This window comes from Candidatus Solirubrobacter pratensis (assembly GCF_000425945.1).
Classification (GTDB): Bacteria; Actinomycetota; Thermoleophilia; order Solirubrobacterales; family Solirubrobacteraceae; genus Solirubrobacter; species Solirubrobacter pratensis.
In genome coordinates this window covers 506306-525379 of sequence record NZ_AUEK01000003.1, presented here as the reverse complement: position 1 = coordinate 525379, position 19074 = coordinate 506306, and the positions used below count along the sequence as shown (strand labels likewise).

The window sequence follows — 19074 nt, the reverse complement described above, 5'->3', positions numbered from 1 at the left end:
ATGGACGATCCGCGCTACGAGGCCGGCATGAAGGTGCGGCGCGAGGTGCTCGGCGACGCGCACGTCGACCGCGCGGCGGCGAACGCGACCGATTTCAGCCGCCCCTTCCAGGAGTTCATCACGCGCGCCGCGTGGGGCGAGGCGTGGACGCGTGAGGGCCTGGAGCGCCGGGAGCGCAGCATGATCACGCTCGCGGTCCTCACCGCGCTGCGCGCCGAGAACGAGATCCCGATGCACGTGCGCGCGGCGATCCGCAACGGACTGACGCCGGACGAGATCCGCGAGGTCCTGATCCACACGTCGGTCTACGCCGGCGTGCCCGCGGGCAACAGCGCGTTCGCGATCGCGCAGAGGACGCTGGACGAGCTATGACCGAAGAGCCGCGCGGCGCGCACTTCGTGCAGTCGCTGGAGCGCGGACTGGCCGTCATCCGCGCGTTCGACGCCGAGAACCCGGAGCTGACGCTGAGCGACGTCGCGCGCTCGACCGGCCTCACGCGCGCCGCCGCGCGGCGCTTCCTGCTCACGCTGACCGACCTCGGCTACGTGCACAGCGACGGGCGGCGCTTCGCGCTGTCGGCGCGCGTGCTGGAGCTGGGCTACGCGTACCTCTCGGCGCTGACGCTGCCCGAGGTCGCCGAGCCGCACCTCGAGCGGCTGGTCGCCGAGGTGCGCGAGTCCTCCTCGGTGTCGGTGCTCGACGGCGACGACATCGTCTACGTCGCGCGCGTGCCCACGTCGCGGATCATGCGCGTCGCGATCAACGTCGGCACGCGCTTCCCCGCGTACGCCACCTCGATGGGGCGCGTCCAGCTCGCCGGCCTGCCGGAGGACGAGCTCGCCGCCTACCTCGAGCGCGCCGACCTGCGCCGGCTCACCAGCCACACGCTCGACACGCCGGACGCGCTGCGCGCCGAGCTGGACACCGTCCGCGCCCAGGGCTGGGCGCTCGTGGACCAGGAGCTCGAGGAGGGCCTGCGCTCGATCGCCGCCCCGATCCGCGATCGCAGCGGCGCGGTGATCGCCGCCGTCAACGTCTCGGCCCATGCCAGCCGGGCGAGCCGGGACTCGGTCCGCGAGACGCTGCTGCCGCCGCTGCTGGACACCGCCGCGCGGATCGAGGCCGACCTGCGGGTGGCCTCGTCGTCCGGGCGCTCGGCCGGCGCACGCTGAACGTTTCCGGCGCGCCGGAGGAGAGATCCGGTACTCCGGCATGAAGGCTCGTTGAGAGAAGTCCACGGCGGGATCGTTGCGATCCTGTCACGCCTGAGATGCAATCGCCCGGCCTCCCTTGGGGTGGGAGGCATTTCCCGTCTCAAACGGAGGGGTTGCATATATGCGCTCACGCGCACCAGCAGTGCTGTGCGCCGCACTAGCGGCGTGTCTCGCGGTACCGGCGGCCGGCTGGGCCGCTGACAAGGGACAGCCGTACTCGGCCGAGGTCACGCAGGCGCAGGCCGCGGATCTCAAGGATCAGGGCTTCGACCTCGAGGAGGCGATCGTCAACCCGAGCGCCACCGGGAGTCGCGAGGTCCAGATCATCGCCACCGAAAAGCAGAAGGCCGCGCTGGAGAGCGACGGGGTCGATCTCTCCGCGCTCGCCATCGACAAGCCGGTCGCGAAGTCGAAGGCACTGGGGAATAGTCCGAACCAGTACTTCAACGTCTATCGCTCCTACATGGAGCCGGGCGGCATCAAGGACGAGATGAAGGCCATCGCGGACGCCAACCCGGACGTGATGAAGCTCGAGCAGATCGGCACCACGACGCTCGGCAAGCCGATCATGGCGATCAAGATGACCGAGAACGCTCGCACCGTGCCCGACGGCACGCGCGACGCCATCCTCTTCTCGGCCGTCAACCACGCGCGCGAATGGATCGCCGCGGAGATGGGCCGCCGCCTGCCCGGCTGGTTCGCGCAGCACAAGAACGACGCGGAGATCCGCGCGCTGATCAAGACGCGCGAGATCTGGTTCCTGCCGATCCAGAACCCGGACGGCTACGACTTCACGTTCACGTGCGGTCAGGGCACGGCCACCGAGCCGTGCGACTACCGCGTCCGGACCGCGGACGACAACCGCTTCTGGCGCAAGACGCTGCGCGACAACAACAACAACGGCGTCTACGGCGACAACCAGGACGGCGTCGACCCGAACCGCAACTACCCGGCCAAGCGCGCCATCGACGAGGAGGGCGCGAGCAACAGCTTCTCCTCAGAGACCTACCGCGGCCCGTACGCGCTCTCGGAGCCCGAGGACCTCGCCTTCGACCGGCTCCTGCGCCGCGTCAAGTTCAAGGCGAACATCAACTACCACTCCGCCGGCCAGCTGCTGCTGACGCCGGTCTCCAACACGACCGACTACGCCCCGCCGGACGCGACGCTGTTCAACGCGATCACGGGCACCGACGGCGACAGCGCCGTCTTCCCGTACCAGCCGCAGCGCTCGTCGGACCTCTATGAGTCCAACGGCGACACGATCGACAACGCCTACCTGAACTACGGCGTGATCGGCTGGACGCCGGAGATGGACACCTGCGCGACGATGGGCGAGCCCCAGGGCTGCAACCAGTTCGCGTCGCCCGACGACGAGAGCAAGGTCGCGGCGGTGTTCGAGAAGAACCTGTTCTTCGCGCTCAACGTCGTGAAGTCGCTGCCGAACCTGGGTCGTCCGCGCAACTTCGAGAACGACCCGAGCCAGTACCAGGTCAAGGCCACGCGCGACATCGACGCCAAGACGTTCGGCGTCTCCTACGGCACGCCGCAGGTGATCGAGGCGATCATCCGCAAGGAGCTCGGCGCCGCCAACGTCCGCGCGACGGTCAGCTACCGCAACGCCAACGGCGGCACCAGCACCGCGAACACGACGCTGCCGATGTCGGCCGCGCCCGCGGGCGAGCGCTACGGCGAGGCGCCGGGCGTGTACTTCGAGCGCCGCCGGGCGACAATCCCGGCGGTCATCGGCACGCACACGATCGGGGTCGGCGACGTCGTCAACGTCGTCATCCTCGCCGGCGGCCTGCAGCAGGAGTTCAACTACCGTGTCGCCTCGGTCCAGCAGGACACGGCCAAGAAGCGCGTCCTGGTGGTCGCGGCCGAGGACTACACCGGCGTCTCGCCGAACGTCAAGCCCGGCTACGCCAACGGGCCGCGCTACCTGGCGCAGCACAAGGCGGCGCTCGAGGCCGCGGGCTACGAGGTCGAGACCTACGACATCGACAACCCGCCCGCCGGCGGCGGAACGCCGAACTCCAACCCGGCGCCGCAGACCAAGTACCCGACCTTCCTCGGCGTGCTCTCGCATTTCGATGCGGTCGACTACTACTCCGGCGACGACTTCGCGCCGGAGCTGCTCAGCGACAACGCCGAGCCGCGCCACATGACCAGCGCCACCGCGCAGTCCGGCGGGCGCGAGATGGCCGGCTGGGCGCATCACGTGATGCTCGAGCTGCGCGACTACCAGAACGAGGGCGGCAAGCTCATCGTCGACGGCCGCAACGTCCACCAGACGTTCACGTCCAACGGCTCGAGCCTGTCGGCGACCGGCCCCTTCACGTGGTCCCCCGACCAGCTGTGGGGCTTCAACTACCCGCCGAACAACGGCGGCGACGACGACGTCGCGGGCACGGCGTTCCAGCGCTCGCGCGGCACGTCGAACGACACGTGGCAGAACTACCTCGGCGTCGTGGGCTACCAGTCCGGCATCGGCCTGTCGCTCAGCACCGCCGCGAACGCCACGAACCCGGACATCGCGAACCTGCCCGTCGGCGCGAAGACCGGCGGCATCTTCGACGGCATGCCGCCGATCGTGATCGACCAGGCCGCGGGCAACGACCCGAACCAGGCGACCGATGGCAGCGCGTTGCCGCTGGCGAAGATCCCGACCCGGCTGCGCGCGTGGGGCTCGAGCAACGAGCCGCTGCGGGCGGAGACCGTCCAGGCCGATTACAACACCGCCACGCCGCTGACGACGGGCGGCGGGGCGATCATCTCGACGCGCGACTCGGTCGCGTTCGGGTTCGGCCTCGAGCAGGTCGACGAGGCGACCCGCGTCGAGCTGCTCAAGCGCAGCCTGGCGTACCTGCTGCCGGCGGCGCCCGATACGACGACGCCGACGATCGTCGGCTGGAAGTACCCGCAGGACGGGTTCACGGCGACGCCGTCGGATCCGGTCGAGGCCGAGCTCACCGCCTATGACGAGCGCGGCGACATGAAGCAGGTCAGCCTCTACGCCAACGGCGCACTGGTCCAGACCGTTCCGGTCTATCCGTTCCAGTTCCGCTACACGCCGCCGGCCTCGGCCGTCGGACAGACGATCGTGCTGACGGCGAAGGCCGTCGACAAGGCCGGCAACGTCTCGACGTCGGCGCCGCTCAACGTCCGCGTGACGAACGCGGCCGTCGCGGTCAAGCCGCCGGAGCCGGTCAACCCGCCGACCCTCGGCGGCATCCCCGCCGTGGGCTCGACGCTGACCTGCACGAGCGGCGGCTTCGCCAACGGGCCGTTCAACTCCACGCTCGTGGAGTGGCTGCGCAACGGCACCGCGATCGGCGGCGCGACCACGAGCACCTACATGCCCGTGAACGGTGACATCGGCCGCCGGATCTCGTGCCGCATCACGGTCGAGAACAACCTCGGCAAGGCCGACGCCACGTCGGAGGAGCTCACCGTCTCGGCGGCGGGCACGCAGGGTTCGCCGGGTCCGCAGGGTCCCGCGGGCGCTCAGGGTCCGGCGGGCGCTCAGGGCCCGGCCGGTCCGGCCGGTGCCACCGGCGCGACCGGCCCCGCCGGTGCGACCGGTCCGGCGGGTCCCGCCGGCCCGAAGGGCGACAAGGGCGATACGCCCGACGTCCGCGTCACCTGCGATCTCAGCGCCAATGGCAAGACGATCGTCTGCACGATCACGGCGATCCCGCCGACCAGCCGCTCGGCGAAGCTGACCGGCACCGCCCGCATCGCCGGCACCAAGAAGGTCACGACCAGGTCCGGCAAGGGCAAGGTCACGATGAAGCTGCGCTCCTCGGAGCGCCTCAAGAAGGCGCCCAAGGTGATCATCAAGATCGCCTCGGGCAAGGCCAAGACCAACCGCACGGTCACGGCCAAGTAGGCGGCACGGCGGCCCCGCCGGAATTCCGGCGGGGCCCCTGGCCGTCTACTGCTCGGCGCGCCGGAAATGCAGCACGGCGAGCTCGGTCGGGAAGACCTCGGTGCTCTTCTCGCCCTGACGCTCGGCGCTCTCGGCCGCGATCGCCAGCGCCTGCTCGTGCGTGCGCGCCAGCAGCCGGTTGAGCTTCTTGAAGGCCCGCTCATCCAGCTCCAGCGGCGTGCGCTGCACGATCACCTCCGGATCGTCGAGCGTGCCGGCCTCCGAGGCCGCCCGCATGTCCTCGACGATCTCCGCCAGCGTCTCGCCCGAGAGCTCCTTGCGCAGGCTCGACGGCAGCGTCTTCCACTGATCCTCGTCGAGCGTCGGCCGCGCCGTCGCCCGATAGAAATGCTGCAGCGCGCCGCGGCGCGGCTCGGTCCGCACGAGCTCGACACAGTCGTAGTCGCGCAGCATGCGAACGTGATAGCTCACGACGCCCAACGGGGCGCCGAGCTCCAACGCGAGATCACCGGGGCTTGCGACACGCTCCCCCAGCCGCTGCAGGATGCGTGCCCGCAGCGGATGAGCCAGCGCCTTCGCGATTCGCGCCTCTGATGTCTCGCCAGGTGGTCGCGTCCGGGTACCGGACGGGGATTGCGTACTGGTGGGCATGGTCGGAAGCAAGCCTAGCGGTCATCCGGATTACACGTCGAGACGCAAGAATCGATCCTGAGCGCTCACGCGCCAACTCCGACGTCCGGAGGCGTGCCCGCGCGCCGGATTTCCGCCGATCGGCGCGATTCGGTCAGCGATTGCTTGAGACACCTTGACCTGGGGGGCGGGACTCTGCTGTCATTGTCATGCCCAACGGGTCGGCAGCCCCTCCCGGACCCCCCGACGAGACCCCCGCCGACCTCCCGCTCGTCCTGACCAGACACAGCCAGGATCGGCTGTTTGAGCGGCTCTGGAGCAACCGGGGAGGGCCGGCGCTCGGCCGGCCCTCCCCGCCCCCTTTCCGGGCTAGAGCTGCGCCTGCAGCGCGCGGACGCCGCCGGCGTCCAGCCTGCCGATGATGCGGCTCACGTACATCTGGCGGGTGTGCTCGTCACTCGTGCGCACGCCCTTGATCACGAGCGTGAGGCTGGAGCGGGCGCCCACCCACTTGACCTTCTTGGCCCACTTCTTCGGCAGGTGCGCCTTCTTGACCGCCGCTCGCAGCTTCGCCGCGTCGCTGCGGCGGACCTTGATGCGGACGTCGCGGTCGATCGTGGTGGTCTTGATCGGCCGCAGCTTGACCTGCGGCAGCGCCGCCCGGGCCTCGGGCGCCGCGACCGGCTCCGTCCTGGACTCGGCCACCGCGGCGGGCCCGGCCGCCGCGCCGACCGGCGCGCCGGTCGGGTAGAGCACGCCGTTGAGCACGAAGCGCTCCTCCTGGTCCGACCACGCCCGGAAGAACGGGTTGAAGCCGAACAGGAACGTGTGGCCCGCGCCGAACGGCTGGTCGATCAGTGCCGGGCGGCCGGGCAGCGAGCCGGGCGCCGTGGCGTTGACCTCGTAGCCGTAGCTGGTGGTCATCTGCGCCGGGTACTTGCCCGCCGGGACGGCGGGCGGGATCGTGGTCCCGTTGCCGGCCAGCGAGTTGTTGTTGTACAGCGGATCGGCGCTCACCGAGCGATAGAACCAGCCGCCGGAGTCGAAGCCCCACACGAGCGGGTTCGACGTGTCGAACTGCCCGTCGAACGTCGAGCCCGGGGTGTTGAGCGTCGGCACCGAGTCCGAGCTCACCGCGGTGACGCCCGCGTTGCGCGCGCTCAGCAGCCCGCTCGACGTCGTGGCGATGAAGCGGCCGCCCCGATTGACGAAGTCCTGCACCGCGGTCGCCGCGGGGCCGGAGATGGCATTGGCGTTGACCGTGTTCGCGCTGCCGGTGACGCCCGAGTGGATGAACGCGGTGAAGCCCTCGTTCACCAGCCGGCCCGCCGTCAGGTCGGCCGACGTGACCGGCTTGATGACCGACGGTGGGAGCTTCTGCTTCTGCGTGAGGACGAAGTACGCCTCGCAGAACGTCGTCGAGGCGCTCGGGCATTCACCCGAGCCGGTGCCGCGGTCGATCGGGTTCGTCGGCACCGTCGCGCCGGCGGTGTAGAGGCCGATCTTCGGCGTCGCCAGCGGGTAGCGCTGCGCCGGGTAGCCGTCGATGCCGTAGACCGGCGTCTCCCGCGCCTTGGCGAGGGCGGCCAGGTCGGCGCCGCCCAGCGTGCCCGCGTCGGCGAGCGCGGTGCCGCTGTCGAAGTGCCGGCCCGCGGCGTCGAACGCCGCCGCCGAGCGCGACACCGACACACCCTTGGCGAGCAGGTCGATGGCCAGGCTGATGCCGGCCGCCGAGTCGGTGTTGAACGCGTAGACCGGCTTGCCGGTGTTCGCGACCTTGCCGTAGTCGGGGTCGGTGATCGGCGTCATCGAGACGCCTTCGGGCATCGGCGACGTGAGGAACCCGTTGCCGCTCTGGCCGCGCATCAGCGAGTACGACCAGGTCACCACGTCGTAGTAGTAGGGGAACGGGATGAATGGGTTCTCGCCCAGGATGGCCTGGATCCAGTGCTTGTTGCCCTGGTTCATCGGGACCCAGATCGTCCCCGCGGGCATGGTCTCCGGGTGCGAGCCCTTAGGCCCGAACGTGTGCACGCCGCCGGCGTTGACGTCGGTGTTGAGCCGGTAGACGTCGACGCCGACCGTCTGCAGGTCCTTGATCAGCTTCGCCGCGTCGCCCGAGTGCAGGTCCGGCTTGAAGAAGTAGCCGCAGACGTTGACGTCCGGCTGCTGCGTGACGACGTTGTGCAGCGGGCTGACGAGCTTGTTCGGCTGCAACTGGCACTGCGCGCCCTGCTGGACCGCCTCGGGCCACTGCTTGACCCAGTCGGTGAGCAGCTGGACCTTCTGGTCGGACGTCACGTTGACCGTCGCGTCCATCGCCAGGTAGTGGTCGTAGACCTGCTTGCCGTAGTTCTCGCTGGAGCCCTTCTCGTACGTCATGCCGGCCGCGCCGTCGAGCAGCGCAGGGACGGTGTCGCCGTACTCGGGCGTGAACAGGTCGTAGCGGTTGTAGTTCTGGTAGTTCGACGACTGGTCGTTGAACATCCGCTGGAGCATCGGGCCGATGTCGTTCTGGATGAAGTCCAGCGCGAAGTTCGAGATCTCGTGATGGACCGGATCCTCGTTGGGCGGGAAGAAGTATCCGCTCGACTGCTGATGGGCGTCGATCACGAACACGCCCGGGTACTTCGAGATCGCGTCGGTGAACCCGTAGTTCTCGACGTTGTTGCGCGTGCCGCGGTCGCGGTTGGGGTCGAAGCCCCATGCCGTCGTCCGCTGGTTGTTGTCGCGCCCGTTCGGGTTGGTGACCGGGGCGACGAACGTGTCCATGTTCGCGAGGCGGCGCGCGTTCGCGCAGTCCATGCGGGCGGCCATCTCGTACAGCAGCCGCAGCGACGCCTCGCCCGCCGCCGGCTCGTTGCCGTGCGGCGTCGCGGTCACCCAGCCGAACACCGGCCGCTCGCGGACGGCGGCCAGCCCCTCGGCCTCCGAGACCGTGCCCTCGCGGACGCCGGCCCAGAACGGGCCGTCGGCGCGCCCGGCGTCGAGGTTGGCGATGTTCTCCGGCGTGCCGATGACGGCGTACCAGACCTGCTTGTCCTTCTGCCGATTGGCCGGGTCCTGCAGCGCCGTCTCGGACATGAACTTCTGCACGATCCGCACGCGCGGGTTGGTGGCCGTGGCCTGCGTGAGCGCGTCCAGATACTTGTAGAGGTCGGCCGTCGGGCGGCGCGACGCGGTTCCGGTGGCGCCGCCGCCGAGCGGCAGCCCCATGTAGTCGCTGTACTTCGGGATCGACGGGTCGTACTGCAGCGTGTCGGTGCAGCCGGCCGGGTCGACGTCGGCCTTGGCCGCGCCCGGTGCCGCCACCAGCGCCGCGGCGACCAGCAGGAGCGCGGCTCCACAGCGGCGGATCATGAGAACCTCCGGTTGGCGCGGACGGGGGCTAGGACCTTGTTGCCCGAGAAGCGGGCAGAGACGCTCAGCCGGCTCTTCGAGCGGCCGCTGACGTGCTTCGTGAAGCTGCACGAGCTGCTCAGGCGCACCTGCGAGTCCGAGACCACGCGGCTGCCGCGCTTGACGATCAGGCTGACCGAGCCGCTGGCGCAGCCCTCGTCGAGGGTGACCTGGGACGGCAGCTTGAGCTTGCCGCTTACGACCGTGCGCGAGTGGCGAGTCGTGGCCGAGACGCTGAGCGCCTTCGGCTTGAACTGCAGCACCACGACGTTGCGGCTGCTCTCGGCGCTGGCGCCGTTGAGATCGGTCACGACGACGCGCAGCGACTGGCGGCCGACGTCGCGGCCGTTCGGGACGATCTTGCAGCGGAACGGCGCCTTGGTGAGCGAGCAGACGCGGCGCGTCCCGAGGAACACGTCGAGCTGGCGGACGCCCGCGGCGGCCACCGGCGTGACGTTGACGATCACGCCCGTGGACGCGATCGACCCGGTCATGGCACCGAACGAAACGGCGGGCGCCGGCGTGGTCGTGCGGACGAAGGGCTCATCCGTCGTCACGCCCGGGCCTGGGGTCACCACGCCGCCGACGGTCGTGGTCCCCGTCGCGGTCGTGACCGGGCCAGCCGTCGACGTCGGCGTCGGGGTCGGGGTCGGCGTCGGCGCGGCGCAGTCGGCCGGGTCGATCCCGATCAGCGAGGAGGCGGACTTCGTCTGCCCGCTCGAGTCCGACGCCACGGCGATCAGCGTGCGCGTCGTGCAGCCGATGTCGCCGGGCAGCTTGTAGGTGACCTTGTACGGCGGGCGGTTGGCGCTGCCGATCAACCACGGGCCGTCGTAGAACAGCACCTGGCGGACGCCGAAGTCGTCGGCCGGGCTCGCCGTCATCACCACGGCGGCGCCGCGGTGGTAGGTGCCCGCGTCGGTGGCCAGCGAGATCGACGGCGGCGCGTCGCTGACGGGCAGCGGCGCGTCGACCGTGGGGAGCTCGCCGCTGTCGGGATCCGACTGGAAGCCGTTGCGGTACGGGAAGAAGTCGACGGCATCCGAGCTCGTGCCGGTCCCGTCGGCGACGCCCGCGCCGTTGACCGGGTTCTCCGGCACGGGCGGGTTCGTGGCGGGCGAGATCGCCGGGCCCGGGTTGGCGGTGACGGCGCCGAAGCGCAGGCCCCACCAGTTGTTCTCCGCCTTGACCGGCACGTCGGTGTTGGCCGTCGTGCCGTCGAGCTTGGCGTTGAAGACGCCGTAGGAGTTGTCGACGATGTTGCTGGCGCTGATCGTCGAGGCGCCGCCGCCGATGATCCGGACGCCGGCCGCCATCCACAGGGTCGAGTTGTTGGTCGCCGAGTTGCGAACCGCCGAGCCCGTGCCCTGGACGAGGTTCTGCGAGATCGTGTTGTTGGTCAGGTTGCCGATCGCGCCGGCCGTGATGCGCACGCCGTCCTGGCCGTACAGCGGGCCGTTGGTGGCGGGGACCGGAGCGGGCGACTGGCAGTTGCCGTTGACCTGGTAGTCGGCGCAGATGTTGCGGCCGACGATCTGGTTGGACGAGATCGTGCCGATGTTGGTGATGCCCGACGCGGTGAGCGGCGGCACGTCACCGGTCGCGGAGTCGACCAGGATGCCGGCCGAGTTGTACTTGTCGACGCGCGTGTGATCGACCTTGACCTGGCGCGCCACGGTCGGGAAGACGGCGCCGGACGCCGTGACCTGGGCGATGCCGAACCCGTCCGGCGAGCCCTTGTACTCGCCCGGGCGCGGGGTGTCGAGCGACTTGTCGGTCGTGACGAGGTTCGTCACGCGGCTGCGGACGACGGAGCCGACCGCGTCGCGGAAGACGACGCCGGCCTCGGCGTAGACGCCGTCGCCGTCGATCGTCACGCCGGAGATGTCCACCTTCGTGAGGTGGGTCTTGCCGGCGTTGCTCTGGCGATCCTCGGAGTCGCCGTCGATCATCACGATCGCGCCGACGTTGTCGCGGATGTTCGGCGTGCTCGCGGCGATCTGACCGCCGGCCGCCGTCGTGTGGCGCGGGACGATGCGGACGAGGTCCGCGCCGGCGCCCTTGATGGTGACGTCGTCGATGATCGTCAGCGCGTTGGAGCCGACGCTGCCCGGACCTTCGACGTACGTTCCGGGACAGACCGCGATCGTGTCGCCCTTGGCGGCGGCGAAGATCGCGTTCTGGATCGTGGAGAACCCGGCGGCGGGACACTCCACGCCGTCGTCGTCCACGGTCAACGTCGCCGCGCGCGCCACCGGCGCGACGGCAAGCGTCCCGAGCGCCGCGATGATCGCGGCGCATGCCCTGCTCCGACCGGTCACGTTTTGACCAACCCCCTTGAACAACCCCTCCGCCGGTGCGCGCCCCAGGTGCGCGTCCGGCGCCGACCCTCTCCGCGCTATTTACCGCTCGCGGGTGCGTCTGTCGAGCGATTGGGCGTGGAGATGTCTCAGCCGGCCAGTTGCTCGAGGCGCTCGATCGTCGCCCGGACGTCCTCGTCGGTGGTGCGCGGGTTGATCGTGCACAGCCGCGCGACCGGGCGGCCGCCGAGCACGGTCGTGCTCGGCGCGGTGAAGCCGTCGGCGACGGCGGCGGCGACCATGCGGTCGTTGAGCGCGTCGACCTCGGCGTCGCTCAGCCCCGGCGCGACGCGGCGGAAGCAGACGATCGCCAGCTGGGCGGGCGTCACGATCTCCCAGCCTGGGCGCTCCTCCAGCAGCCGCTGCGCGAGCTCGGCGAGCTCGAGCCCGCGGGCGATCGCGGCGCGGAACGCGTCGAGCCCGAAGACGGTCAGCGACAGCCACAGCTTGAGCGCGCGCGAGCCGCGCGTGAGCTGGGGCCCGCGGTCGCGGAACTGCACCTCGGTCGTGGCGGTGTCACGCAGGTAGGCGCCGTCGAGCGCGAACGTGCGCTCGAGGAGCCCGGGCTCGCGCATCAGCACGCACCCGACCTCGTAGGGCTGGAAGAGCCACTTGTGCGGGTCGAGCACGAGCGAGTCGGCGAGCTCGATCCCGGCGAGCAGGTCGCGGCCCGCCGGTGTCAGGCGGGCCGGCGCGCCGTAGGCGCCGTCGACGTGCAGCCACACCGACGCGGCGCGTGCGAGGTCGGCGAGCCCGGCCAGCGGGTCGACGGCGCCGGTGCTCGTCGTGCCCGCGGTGGCGATGATGACGAACGGCTCGAGTCCGGCGGAGCGGTCGGCCTCGATCGTGTCGCGCGTCGCGTCGCGCGGGAGCCGGTGGTGCTCGTCGGCGGCCAGCACGCGCAGGTTGTCCGGGTCGAAGCCCAGCGTTCGCCACGCGCGGGCGACGGCGCTGTGCGCGTGCTCGGAGCAGTATCCCGTCGCGCGCGATCGCGCGCCCACGCGCGCGAGAGCGGCCGCCGCCAGCGCCGTCAGCGTGCCGACCGAGCCGCCGCTGACCAGCACCCCCTCGGTGCCCTCTGGCATCCCCATCCAGTCGCGCAGCCAGTCGAGCACGGCGAGCTCGACCGCCGACGGCCCGGCGCCGCCGACCCAGCCGCCGGCGAACACGTTCACGCCCGCGCCGGCGAGGTCGGCGAGCACGCTGACCGGATTGCTCGGGGCGCCGATGCGCGCGAAGAAGCGGGGGTGGCTCGTGTACTGGGCGCGCGTGAGCACCTCGCCGAAGAGGAAGTCGAGCGCCGCGTCCGGGTCCGTCGGGCCGTCCGGGCAGGGCGGGACCGACGCCGCCGACCAGCCCGGGTCCGGCACCGGCATCGGCGGCTTGGCGCTCAGAGTCGCGTAGTGGTCGACAAGGCGGTCGATGACGCCGTAGCCGAGCCGGCGCAGCTCCTCGGGGTCAAGGCTCAATGGGTCCGATCCGGGCACGCGGCGACAATACGCAGATGCGCGCCGCCGTGATGCATGCGTTCACCCAGCCGCTCTCCGTCGAGACGGTGCCCGACCCCGCGCCCGCGCCCGGTGGTGTGGTCGTCGAGGTGCGCGCGACGGGCGTGTGCCGCAGCGACTGGCACGGCTGGATGGGTCACGATCCGTCGATCGCGCTGCCGCACGTGCCGGGCCACGAGCTCGCCGGCGTCGTCGCCGCCACGGGTGCGGAGGTGCGCGGCTTCTCGGAGGGCGACCGCGTGACGGTGCCGTTCTGCTGCGGCTGCGGGCGCTGCGAGCCGTGCCGCCACGGCGAGACGCAGATCTGCGAGCGCGACGTCCAGCCGGGCTTCACGATCTGGGGCTCGTTCGCCGAGCTCGTCGCGCTCCCGCAGGCCGATCTCAATCTCGTCCGGTTGCCCGACGCGCTCGGCTTCGACGAGGCGGCCTCGCTCGGCTGCCGCTTCATGACCGCGTGGGCGGCGCTGCACGTGCACGCGCAGGTGCGCGCCGGCGAGTGGGTCGCCGTGCACGGCTGCGGCGGCGTCGGCCTCGCCGCCGTGATGATCGCGGTCGCGGCGGGCGCGCAGGTGGTGGCGCTGGACATCGACGAGCGCAAGCTCGCGCGCGCACGGGAGCTCGGTGCGGTGCCGGCGGGCGTGGAGGCGATCCCCGACATCACGGGCGGCGGCGCGCACGTGTCGATCGACGCGCTCGGGAGCGCCGAGACGTGCGTGACCTCGATCGAGTGCCTGCGGCGGCGCGGGCGCCACGTGCAGGTCGGGCTGCTGCTGGCCGGCGAGCGCGCGGTCGCGATCCCGATGGCGCGCGTGATCTCGCGCGAGCTGCGCGTCCTCGGCGTGCACGGGATGGCGGTGCGCCACTACGACGCGCTGCTGCGCGCGGTCGGCGCCGGCGTCGTGCGGCCGGGAGAGCTCGTCGCCAAGACGATCGCGCTCGAGGATGCGGGCGAGGAGCTGGCCTCGATGTCGCGCTTCGCGCAGGAGGGCGTTACGGTCGTGCGGCCATGACCGACTTCTACCTGCTCGACGAGAAGCTCACCGCGCAGGAGCGCGAGATCCGCGACCGGCTGCGCGCCTTCTGCGACCGCGAGGTGGCGCCGATCATCAACGGCTACTGGGAGCGCGCCGAGTTCCCGCACGAGCTCGTGCCGAAGATCGCCGAGCTCGGGATCGCGGGCGGCACCGTGGAGGGCTACGGCTGTCCCGGGATGAGCGCGACCGCCGCCGGCCTGGTCAGCATGGAGTGGGCGCGCTGTGACGGCAGCATCGGCACGTTCTTCGGCGTGCACTCGAACCTCGCGATGCAGTCGATCGCGATGCTCGGGTCCGAGGAGCAGCGGCAGCGCTGGCTGCCCGAGATGGCGGCGCTCGACGCGATCGGCGCGTTCGCGCTGACCGAGCCCGACCACGGCTCGGACGCCGTGCGGCTGGAGACCAGCGCGCGGCGCGACGGCGACTCCTGGGTGCTGCGCGGCACCAAGCGCTGGATCGGCAACGCCTCGATCGCCGACGTCGTGATCGTGTGGGCGCGCGACGAGGACGGCCACGTCGGCGGCTACCTGGTGGAGAAGGAGACGCCCGGCTTCCACGCGCTCGTGATGAAGGGCAAGACCGCGCTGCGCGCCGTCTGGCAGGCCGACGTCGAGCTGCACGACGTACGCGTGCCGGCCGAGAGCCGGCTGCCCGGGTGCCGCAACTTCCGCGACGTCGCGGAGGTGCTGACCCGCACGCGCTACACGGTCGCGTGGCGCGCGCTCGGGCTGGCGCTCGGCGCATACGAGGCGGCGCTCGCCTACGCGCGCGAGCGCGAGCAGTTCGGCCGCCCGATCGCGTCCTACCAGCTCGTCCAGGACAAGCTCTCGCGCATGCTCGCCGAGATCACGGCGATGCAGCTGCTGTGCCTGCGGCTGTCCGAGCTCGCCCAGGACGGACGGCTGACGGCGGGGATGGCGTCGATGGCGAAGATGAACCACGCCGCCAAGGCGCGCGAGATCGTCGGCCACGCACGCGACATCCTCGGCGGCAACGGCATCCTGCTCGCCAACCACGTCGCGCGCCATCACGCGGACATGGAGGCGATCTTCACGTTCGAAGGCACCGACAGCATCCAGTCGCTGATCGTCGGACGCGAGATCACGGGCATTCCCGCAATAGCGGGGTAGGGCTCGCCGTACCCCCCGGGTGTTGGCTCCCCGCCTGTCCCGCCAATTCCGTACCGCGTACGGTGCTTGGTTGCCGTGCGAGTCGTGATCGCTGAGGACCTGACCCTCCTGCGTGAGGGTCTTGCCGCACTCCTGAGCGAGTGCGGCCATGAGGTCGTGGCCTCGGTCGGCGACGGCGACGCGCTGGTCGCCGCGATCGAGGAGCACTGCCCCGACATCGCGCTGATCGACGTGCGGATGCCGCCGACCCAGACCGACGAGGGCGTGCGCGCCGCCGTCGAGGTCCGCCGCAGCCACCCGGAGACCGGCATCCTGATCCTCAGCCAGTACGTCGAGGACCGCTACGCGGCCGACCTGCTGGAGGGCGGCGCTCGCGGCGTCGGCTACCTGCTCAAGGACCGGATCGCCGACGTCGACCAGTTCCTCGCCGCGATCGAGCGCGTCGCCGGCGGCGGGACGGTGATCGACCCCGAGGTGATCGCCCAGCTGCTCGTCCGCCAGCAGCGCGAGAACCCGCTCGATCGCCTGACCCCGCGCGAGACCGAGGTGCTCGCGCTGATGGCCCAGGGCCACACCAACGCCTCGATCGTCGAGCGCCTGCACATCTCGCACAGCGCGGTGGAGAAGCACGTCCGCAAGGTCTTCGCCAAGCTCAGCCTCTCGCACGACGACCAGCACCACCGCCGCGTGCTGGCGGTGCTGACGTATCTCGGCGCGTAGTCCTTCGGGGTCCGAACGAAAATGAGAGCGGGAACGCTCGATTTCGTTCGAACCTTGACATCGGATGGGCGCGGCGGGAAAGTCGCGGCCGTTCAGTCCCAAGGAGGAGGAGGGGTCAATGCGCTGGCAAGCGCGCGCGGCGGGGATCGCCGCGTTGCTTTCCGCTGCTGCCGTCGTCGTCATCACGGAGCCCGCCCACGCGGCCGTGCCGGTGACGTTGCAGGCGGATCAGGCGGTCTACTTGGTCGACCAGGGCGGCACCGCCCACGTCGGCATCCGGCTCACCACGACGGGCAACGTCGCGACCGACGCCGACGTCACGGTGAGCTACAGCACCGGAGGGACGCTGAGCATCGGCTCGGGCACGAACCTGAAGACGCTGCCCGACACGGCCGTCCCGGGCACCGATTACACGGCCGCGACCGGCACGGTGACGTTCCCGGCCGGCAGCGCGTCCGGCACGGTCAAGACGGTCGACGTGTCCACGCTGGCGGTCACGGGCGCCGCGAAGGCGAAGACGATCACCGTCCCGTTCACGGCCACGAGCGCCAACGGCTCGGCCATCACCAACAACCAGAGCCCGCCGTCCGTCGTCATCAACGCGCACGGGTTCCCGTACCTCGATGCGTCGCTGCCGATCTCCCAGCGCGTCGACGACCTCCTCTCGCGCATGTCGCTCGACGAGAAGGTCGGGCAGATGACGCAGCCGGAGCGGCCGGCGTTCTCGCAGTCGGGCTCGGTCACGAGCAACGCGCAGAACCAGGCGACGTCCAACAACAACGCGAACTTCATCGCGGCGCTCGGGATCGGCTCGATCCTGTCGGGCGGCGGATCGGTGCCGGCCAACGGCAACAACCCCGCGGCCTGGGCCAACATGATCGACGACTTCCAGACGCGCGCCCTGCGGACGCCGCTGCAGATCCCGCTGATCTACGGCATCGACTCCGTGCACGGCGACAACAACCTGGTCGGCGCGACGATCTTCCCGCACAACATCGGCATCGGCGCCGCCCATGACCCGGCGCTGGCCGAGGCGGAGGGCCACATCGCCGCCACCGAGACGCGCGCGACCGGTCCGCAGATGGCGTTCGCTCCTTGCATCTGCGTCGCACGCGACGACCGCTGGGGCCGCACGTACGAGTCCTACAGCGAGGATCCCGCGCTCGTGACCCTGCTGGAGACGTCGATCGACGGCTTCCAGGGCACGACGCCTACGGCGAAGGCCGCCAACGATCGCGTCGTCGCCAGCACCAAGCACTTCGCCGGCGACGGCCTCGCGACCTACGGCGCCGAGACGCCGAACGCGATCAACACCGGCATCGACCGGGTCAGCCGCGCCGACTTCGAGCGGCTTGCGCTGGCTCCCTACGTGCAGGCCGTCCAGCAGCACCATACGGGCACGATCATGCCGTCGTACTCGAGCTACGACTTCACCGACGACGGCATCGGCAACCCGCTCAAGATGAGCGCGTCGAAGGAGTTCATGACCGACTGGCTCAAGACCCAGGTCGGCTTCGACGGGTTCCTGATCAGCGACTACAACGCGCTCCACCAGATCCCCGGCGGCACGGGCAGCCAGCCCAACACGCTCCAGGTCGCGACGTCGATCAACGCGGGCATGGACATGGCGATGGAGCCGTCCGCGCACCGCACGTTCATCACCAACCTGATCGCGGACGTCAACGCCGCGCCCGGCTCGCCGACGTACGTCCCGATGTCGCGCATCGACGACGCCGTCAAGCGCATCCTCACGCAGAAGTTCGAGCTGGGGCTGTTCGAGCACCCGCTCACCGACCGCACGCACATCGGCGAGGTCGGCTCGGCGGCGCACCGCGCGTCGGCGCGCCAGGCGGTCGCCGAGTCGCAGGTGCTGCTCAAGAACGACGGCGTCCTGCCGCTCAGCAAGTCGGCGAAGATCTACCTCGCCGGCTCGGGCGCGGACGACCTCGGCAACCAGGCCGGCGGCTGGACCGTCGACTGGCAGGGTGCCTCCGGCAACGCGCGGATCCAGGGCGCGACGTCGATCCGGGCGGGTCTCTCGCAGGTCGCTCCGGGCTCGACGGTCACCTACAGCCGTGACGCGTCGGCCGACATGAGCGGCTCGGACGTCGGTGTCGTCGTCGTCGGCGAGACGCCGTACGCCGAGGGCAACGGCGACGTCTCGATGAGCGGCAGCGGTACCCAGCACATGACGCTCCCGGCCGCCGACGGCGCGGCCGTCGACAAGGTCTGTGGCGCGATGAAGTGCGTCGTGCTCGTGATCTCGGGCCGCCCGCTGGCCATCTCCGACCGGCTCGGCAAGATGAACGCCGCGGTCGCCTCCTGGCTGCCGGGCAGCGAGGGCGCGGGCGTGGCCGACGTGCTGTTCGGCGACAAGCCGTTCACCGGCCGGCTGCCGATGACGTGGCCGAAGGCGCTCACGCAGGAGCCGATCAACGTCGGCGACGCGTCATATGACCCGCAGTACCCGTTCGGCTGGGGCCTGCGCACGGACGCTCCGGCGGCGCGCGCGTCCGCGGCCGCCGCCGCACTCCCGGCGGGCCCGGCGAAGGACGCGCTCACCGCCCTCGCCGCGCTGCCCACGTGGGACGAGCGCGACGTGCTGCTGCGGCTGACGGGCATCGCCCGCCAGCTCGATCAGACCGGCGCCGACACGTGGACGGTCGACGACCTCGTCGTCTCGATCGCCCGCGACTACGCCCAGCAGGCGGCGATCACGCCCGCGTCCGCGAAGCTGACGTCCGACGCCGAGCACGAGCTGCTGGTCGGCAACGTCGCGAACGCGGTGTCCAAGCTCGCCACGACGGCGGGCTTCGCGCTGACCGAGACGCCGGGCGGCGTCTCGGGCACGGTGCCGGCGACGCTCGCGCTCACGCTGGCCGGTCCGGCGTCGTTCGGCGTGTTCACGCCCGGCGTCGCGAACACCTACACGGCGGCCACCACCGCCAACGTGATCAGCACGGCCGGCGACGCGACGCTGACGGTCAGCGATCCCGGCCATCTCGCCAACGGCAGCTTCTCCCTCCCGGAGGCGCTGCAGGTGACGCTGGCGCCGGCCTCGTGGACGGCACCGGTGTCCAACGCCGCCGTCGCGATCGGGTTCTCCCAGCACATCGGCGCCAACGACGCGCTGCGAACCGGCAGCTACTCGAAGACGCTCACGTTCACGCTGTCCACGACAAGCCCGTAG

11 protein-coding genes are annotated in these 19074 nt (G+C 71.0%); 7 read left to right on the top strand and 4 right to left on the bottom strand.

Translation table 11 applies throughout. The annotated features are described in order from the left end of the window. The 3 genes from pcaC to H958_RS42650 all read left to right on the top strand — a co-directional run bounded on the left by pcaC (position 1) and on the right by H958_RS42650 (position 5103). Positions 1 to 372, top strand: a complete 372-nt coding sequence (gene pcaC, locus H958_RS0102685; protein WP_028057525.1) for a 4-carboxymuconolactone decarboxylase — start codon at positions 1 to 3, stop codon at positions 370 to 372. Continuing rightward, a complete protein-coding gene (locus H958_RS0102680; protein WP_028057524.1) occupies positions 369 to 1172 on the top strand; it encodes an IclR family transcriptional regulator domain-containing protein in 804 nt (267 codons plus the stop codon). Before pcaC ends, H958_RS0102680 begins: the two co-directional genes overlap by 4 nt. Positions 1173 to 1335: 163 nt before the next feature. Continuing rightward, the gene (locus tag H958_RS42650) at positions 1336 to 5103 is read left to right on the top strand and encodes a M14 family zinc carboxypeptidase (RefSeq protein WP_081685531.1); all 3768 of its coding nucleotides are present in this window, start codon (positions 1336 to 1338) and stop codon (positions 5101 to 5103) included. 45 nt (positions 5104 to 5148) lie between these two features. Here the strand turns inward: H958_RS42650 and H958_RS0102670 are convergent, their stop codons facing one another. The 4 genes from H958_RS0102670 to H958_RS0102655 form a co-directional block, all read right to left on the bottom strand. Continuing rightward, on the bottom strand, positions 5149 to 5754 hold the full coding sequence (locus H958_RS0102670; RefSeq protein ID WP_156027630.1) for a winged helix-turn-helix domain-containing protein: 606 nt from the start codon (positions 5752 to 5754) through the stop codon (positions 5149 to 5151). 348 nt (positions 5755 to 6102) lie between these two features. After that, entirely contained in the window at positions 6103 to 9093 is a 2991-nt protein-coding gene (locus tag H958_RS34510) for a M14 family metallopeptidase (protein ID WP_037408847.1), read from the bottom strand. Continuing rightward, entirely contained in the window at positions 9090 to 11453 is a 2364-nt protein-coding gene (locus tag H958_RS0102660) for a right-handed parallel beta-helix repeat-containing protein (protein ID WP_028057522.1), read from the bottom strand. The genes H958_RS34510 and H958_RS0102660 overlap by 4 nt, the downstream gene beginning before the upstream one ends. A 128-nt stretch (positions 11454 to 11581) precedes the next feature. Continuing rightward, positions 11582 to 12961 carry a pyridoxal phosphate-dependent decarboxylase family protein gene (locus tag H958_RS0102655; protein ID WP_081685529.1) on the bottom strand — a complete coding sequence of 460 codons (1380 nt, stop codon included), beginning with the start codon at positions 12959 to 12961 and terminating at the stop codon, positions 11582 to 11584. A 35-nt stretch (positions 12962 to 12996) separates the two neighbouring features. On the opposite strand from H958_RS0102655, the gene H958_RS0102650 reads away from it, so the two are divergent. The 4 genes from H958_RS0102650 to H958_RS34505 all read left to right on the top strand — a co-directional run bounded on the left by H958_RS0102650 (position 12997) and on the right by H958_RS34505 (position 19074). Further along, positions 12997 to 14010, top strand: coding sequence for a zinc-dependent alcohol dehydrogenase family protein (locus H958_RS0102650; RefSeq protein WP_028057520.1), 1014 nt, complete (start codon positions 12997 to 12999; stop codon positions 14008 to 14010). Then, positions 14007 to 15164, top strand: a complete 1158-nt coding sequence (locus H958_RS0102645) for an acyl-CoA dehydrogenase family protein (RefSeq protein WP_028057519.1) — start codon at positions 14007 to 14009, stop codon at positions 15162 to 15164. Before H958_RS0102650 ends, H958_RS0102645 begins: the two co-directional genes overlap by 4 nt. A 75-nt stretch (positions 15165 to 15239) precedes the next feature. Continuing rightward, positions 15240 to 15884 carry a response regulator transcription factor gene (locus H958_RS0102640; protein WP_028057518.1) on the top strand — a complete coding sequence of 215 codons (645 nt, stop codon included), beginning with the start codon at positions 15240 to 15242 and terminating at the stop codon, positions 15882 to 15884. Positions 15885 to 16002: 118 nt separating this feature from the next. Beyond that, positions 16003 to 19074, top strand: a complete 3072-nt coding sequence (locus H958_RS34505; protein WP_051323722.1) for a glycoside hydrolase family 3 N-terminal domain-containing protein — start codon at positions 16003 to 16005, stop codon at positions 19072 to 19074.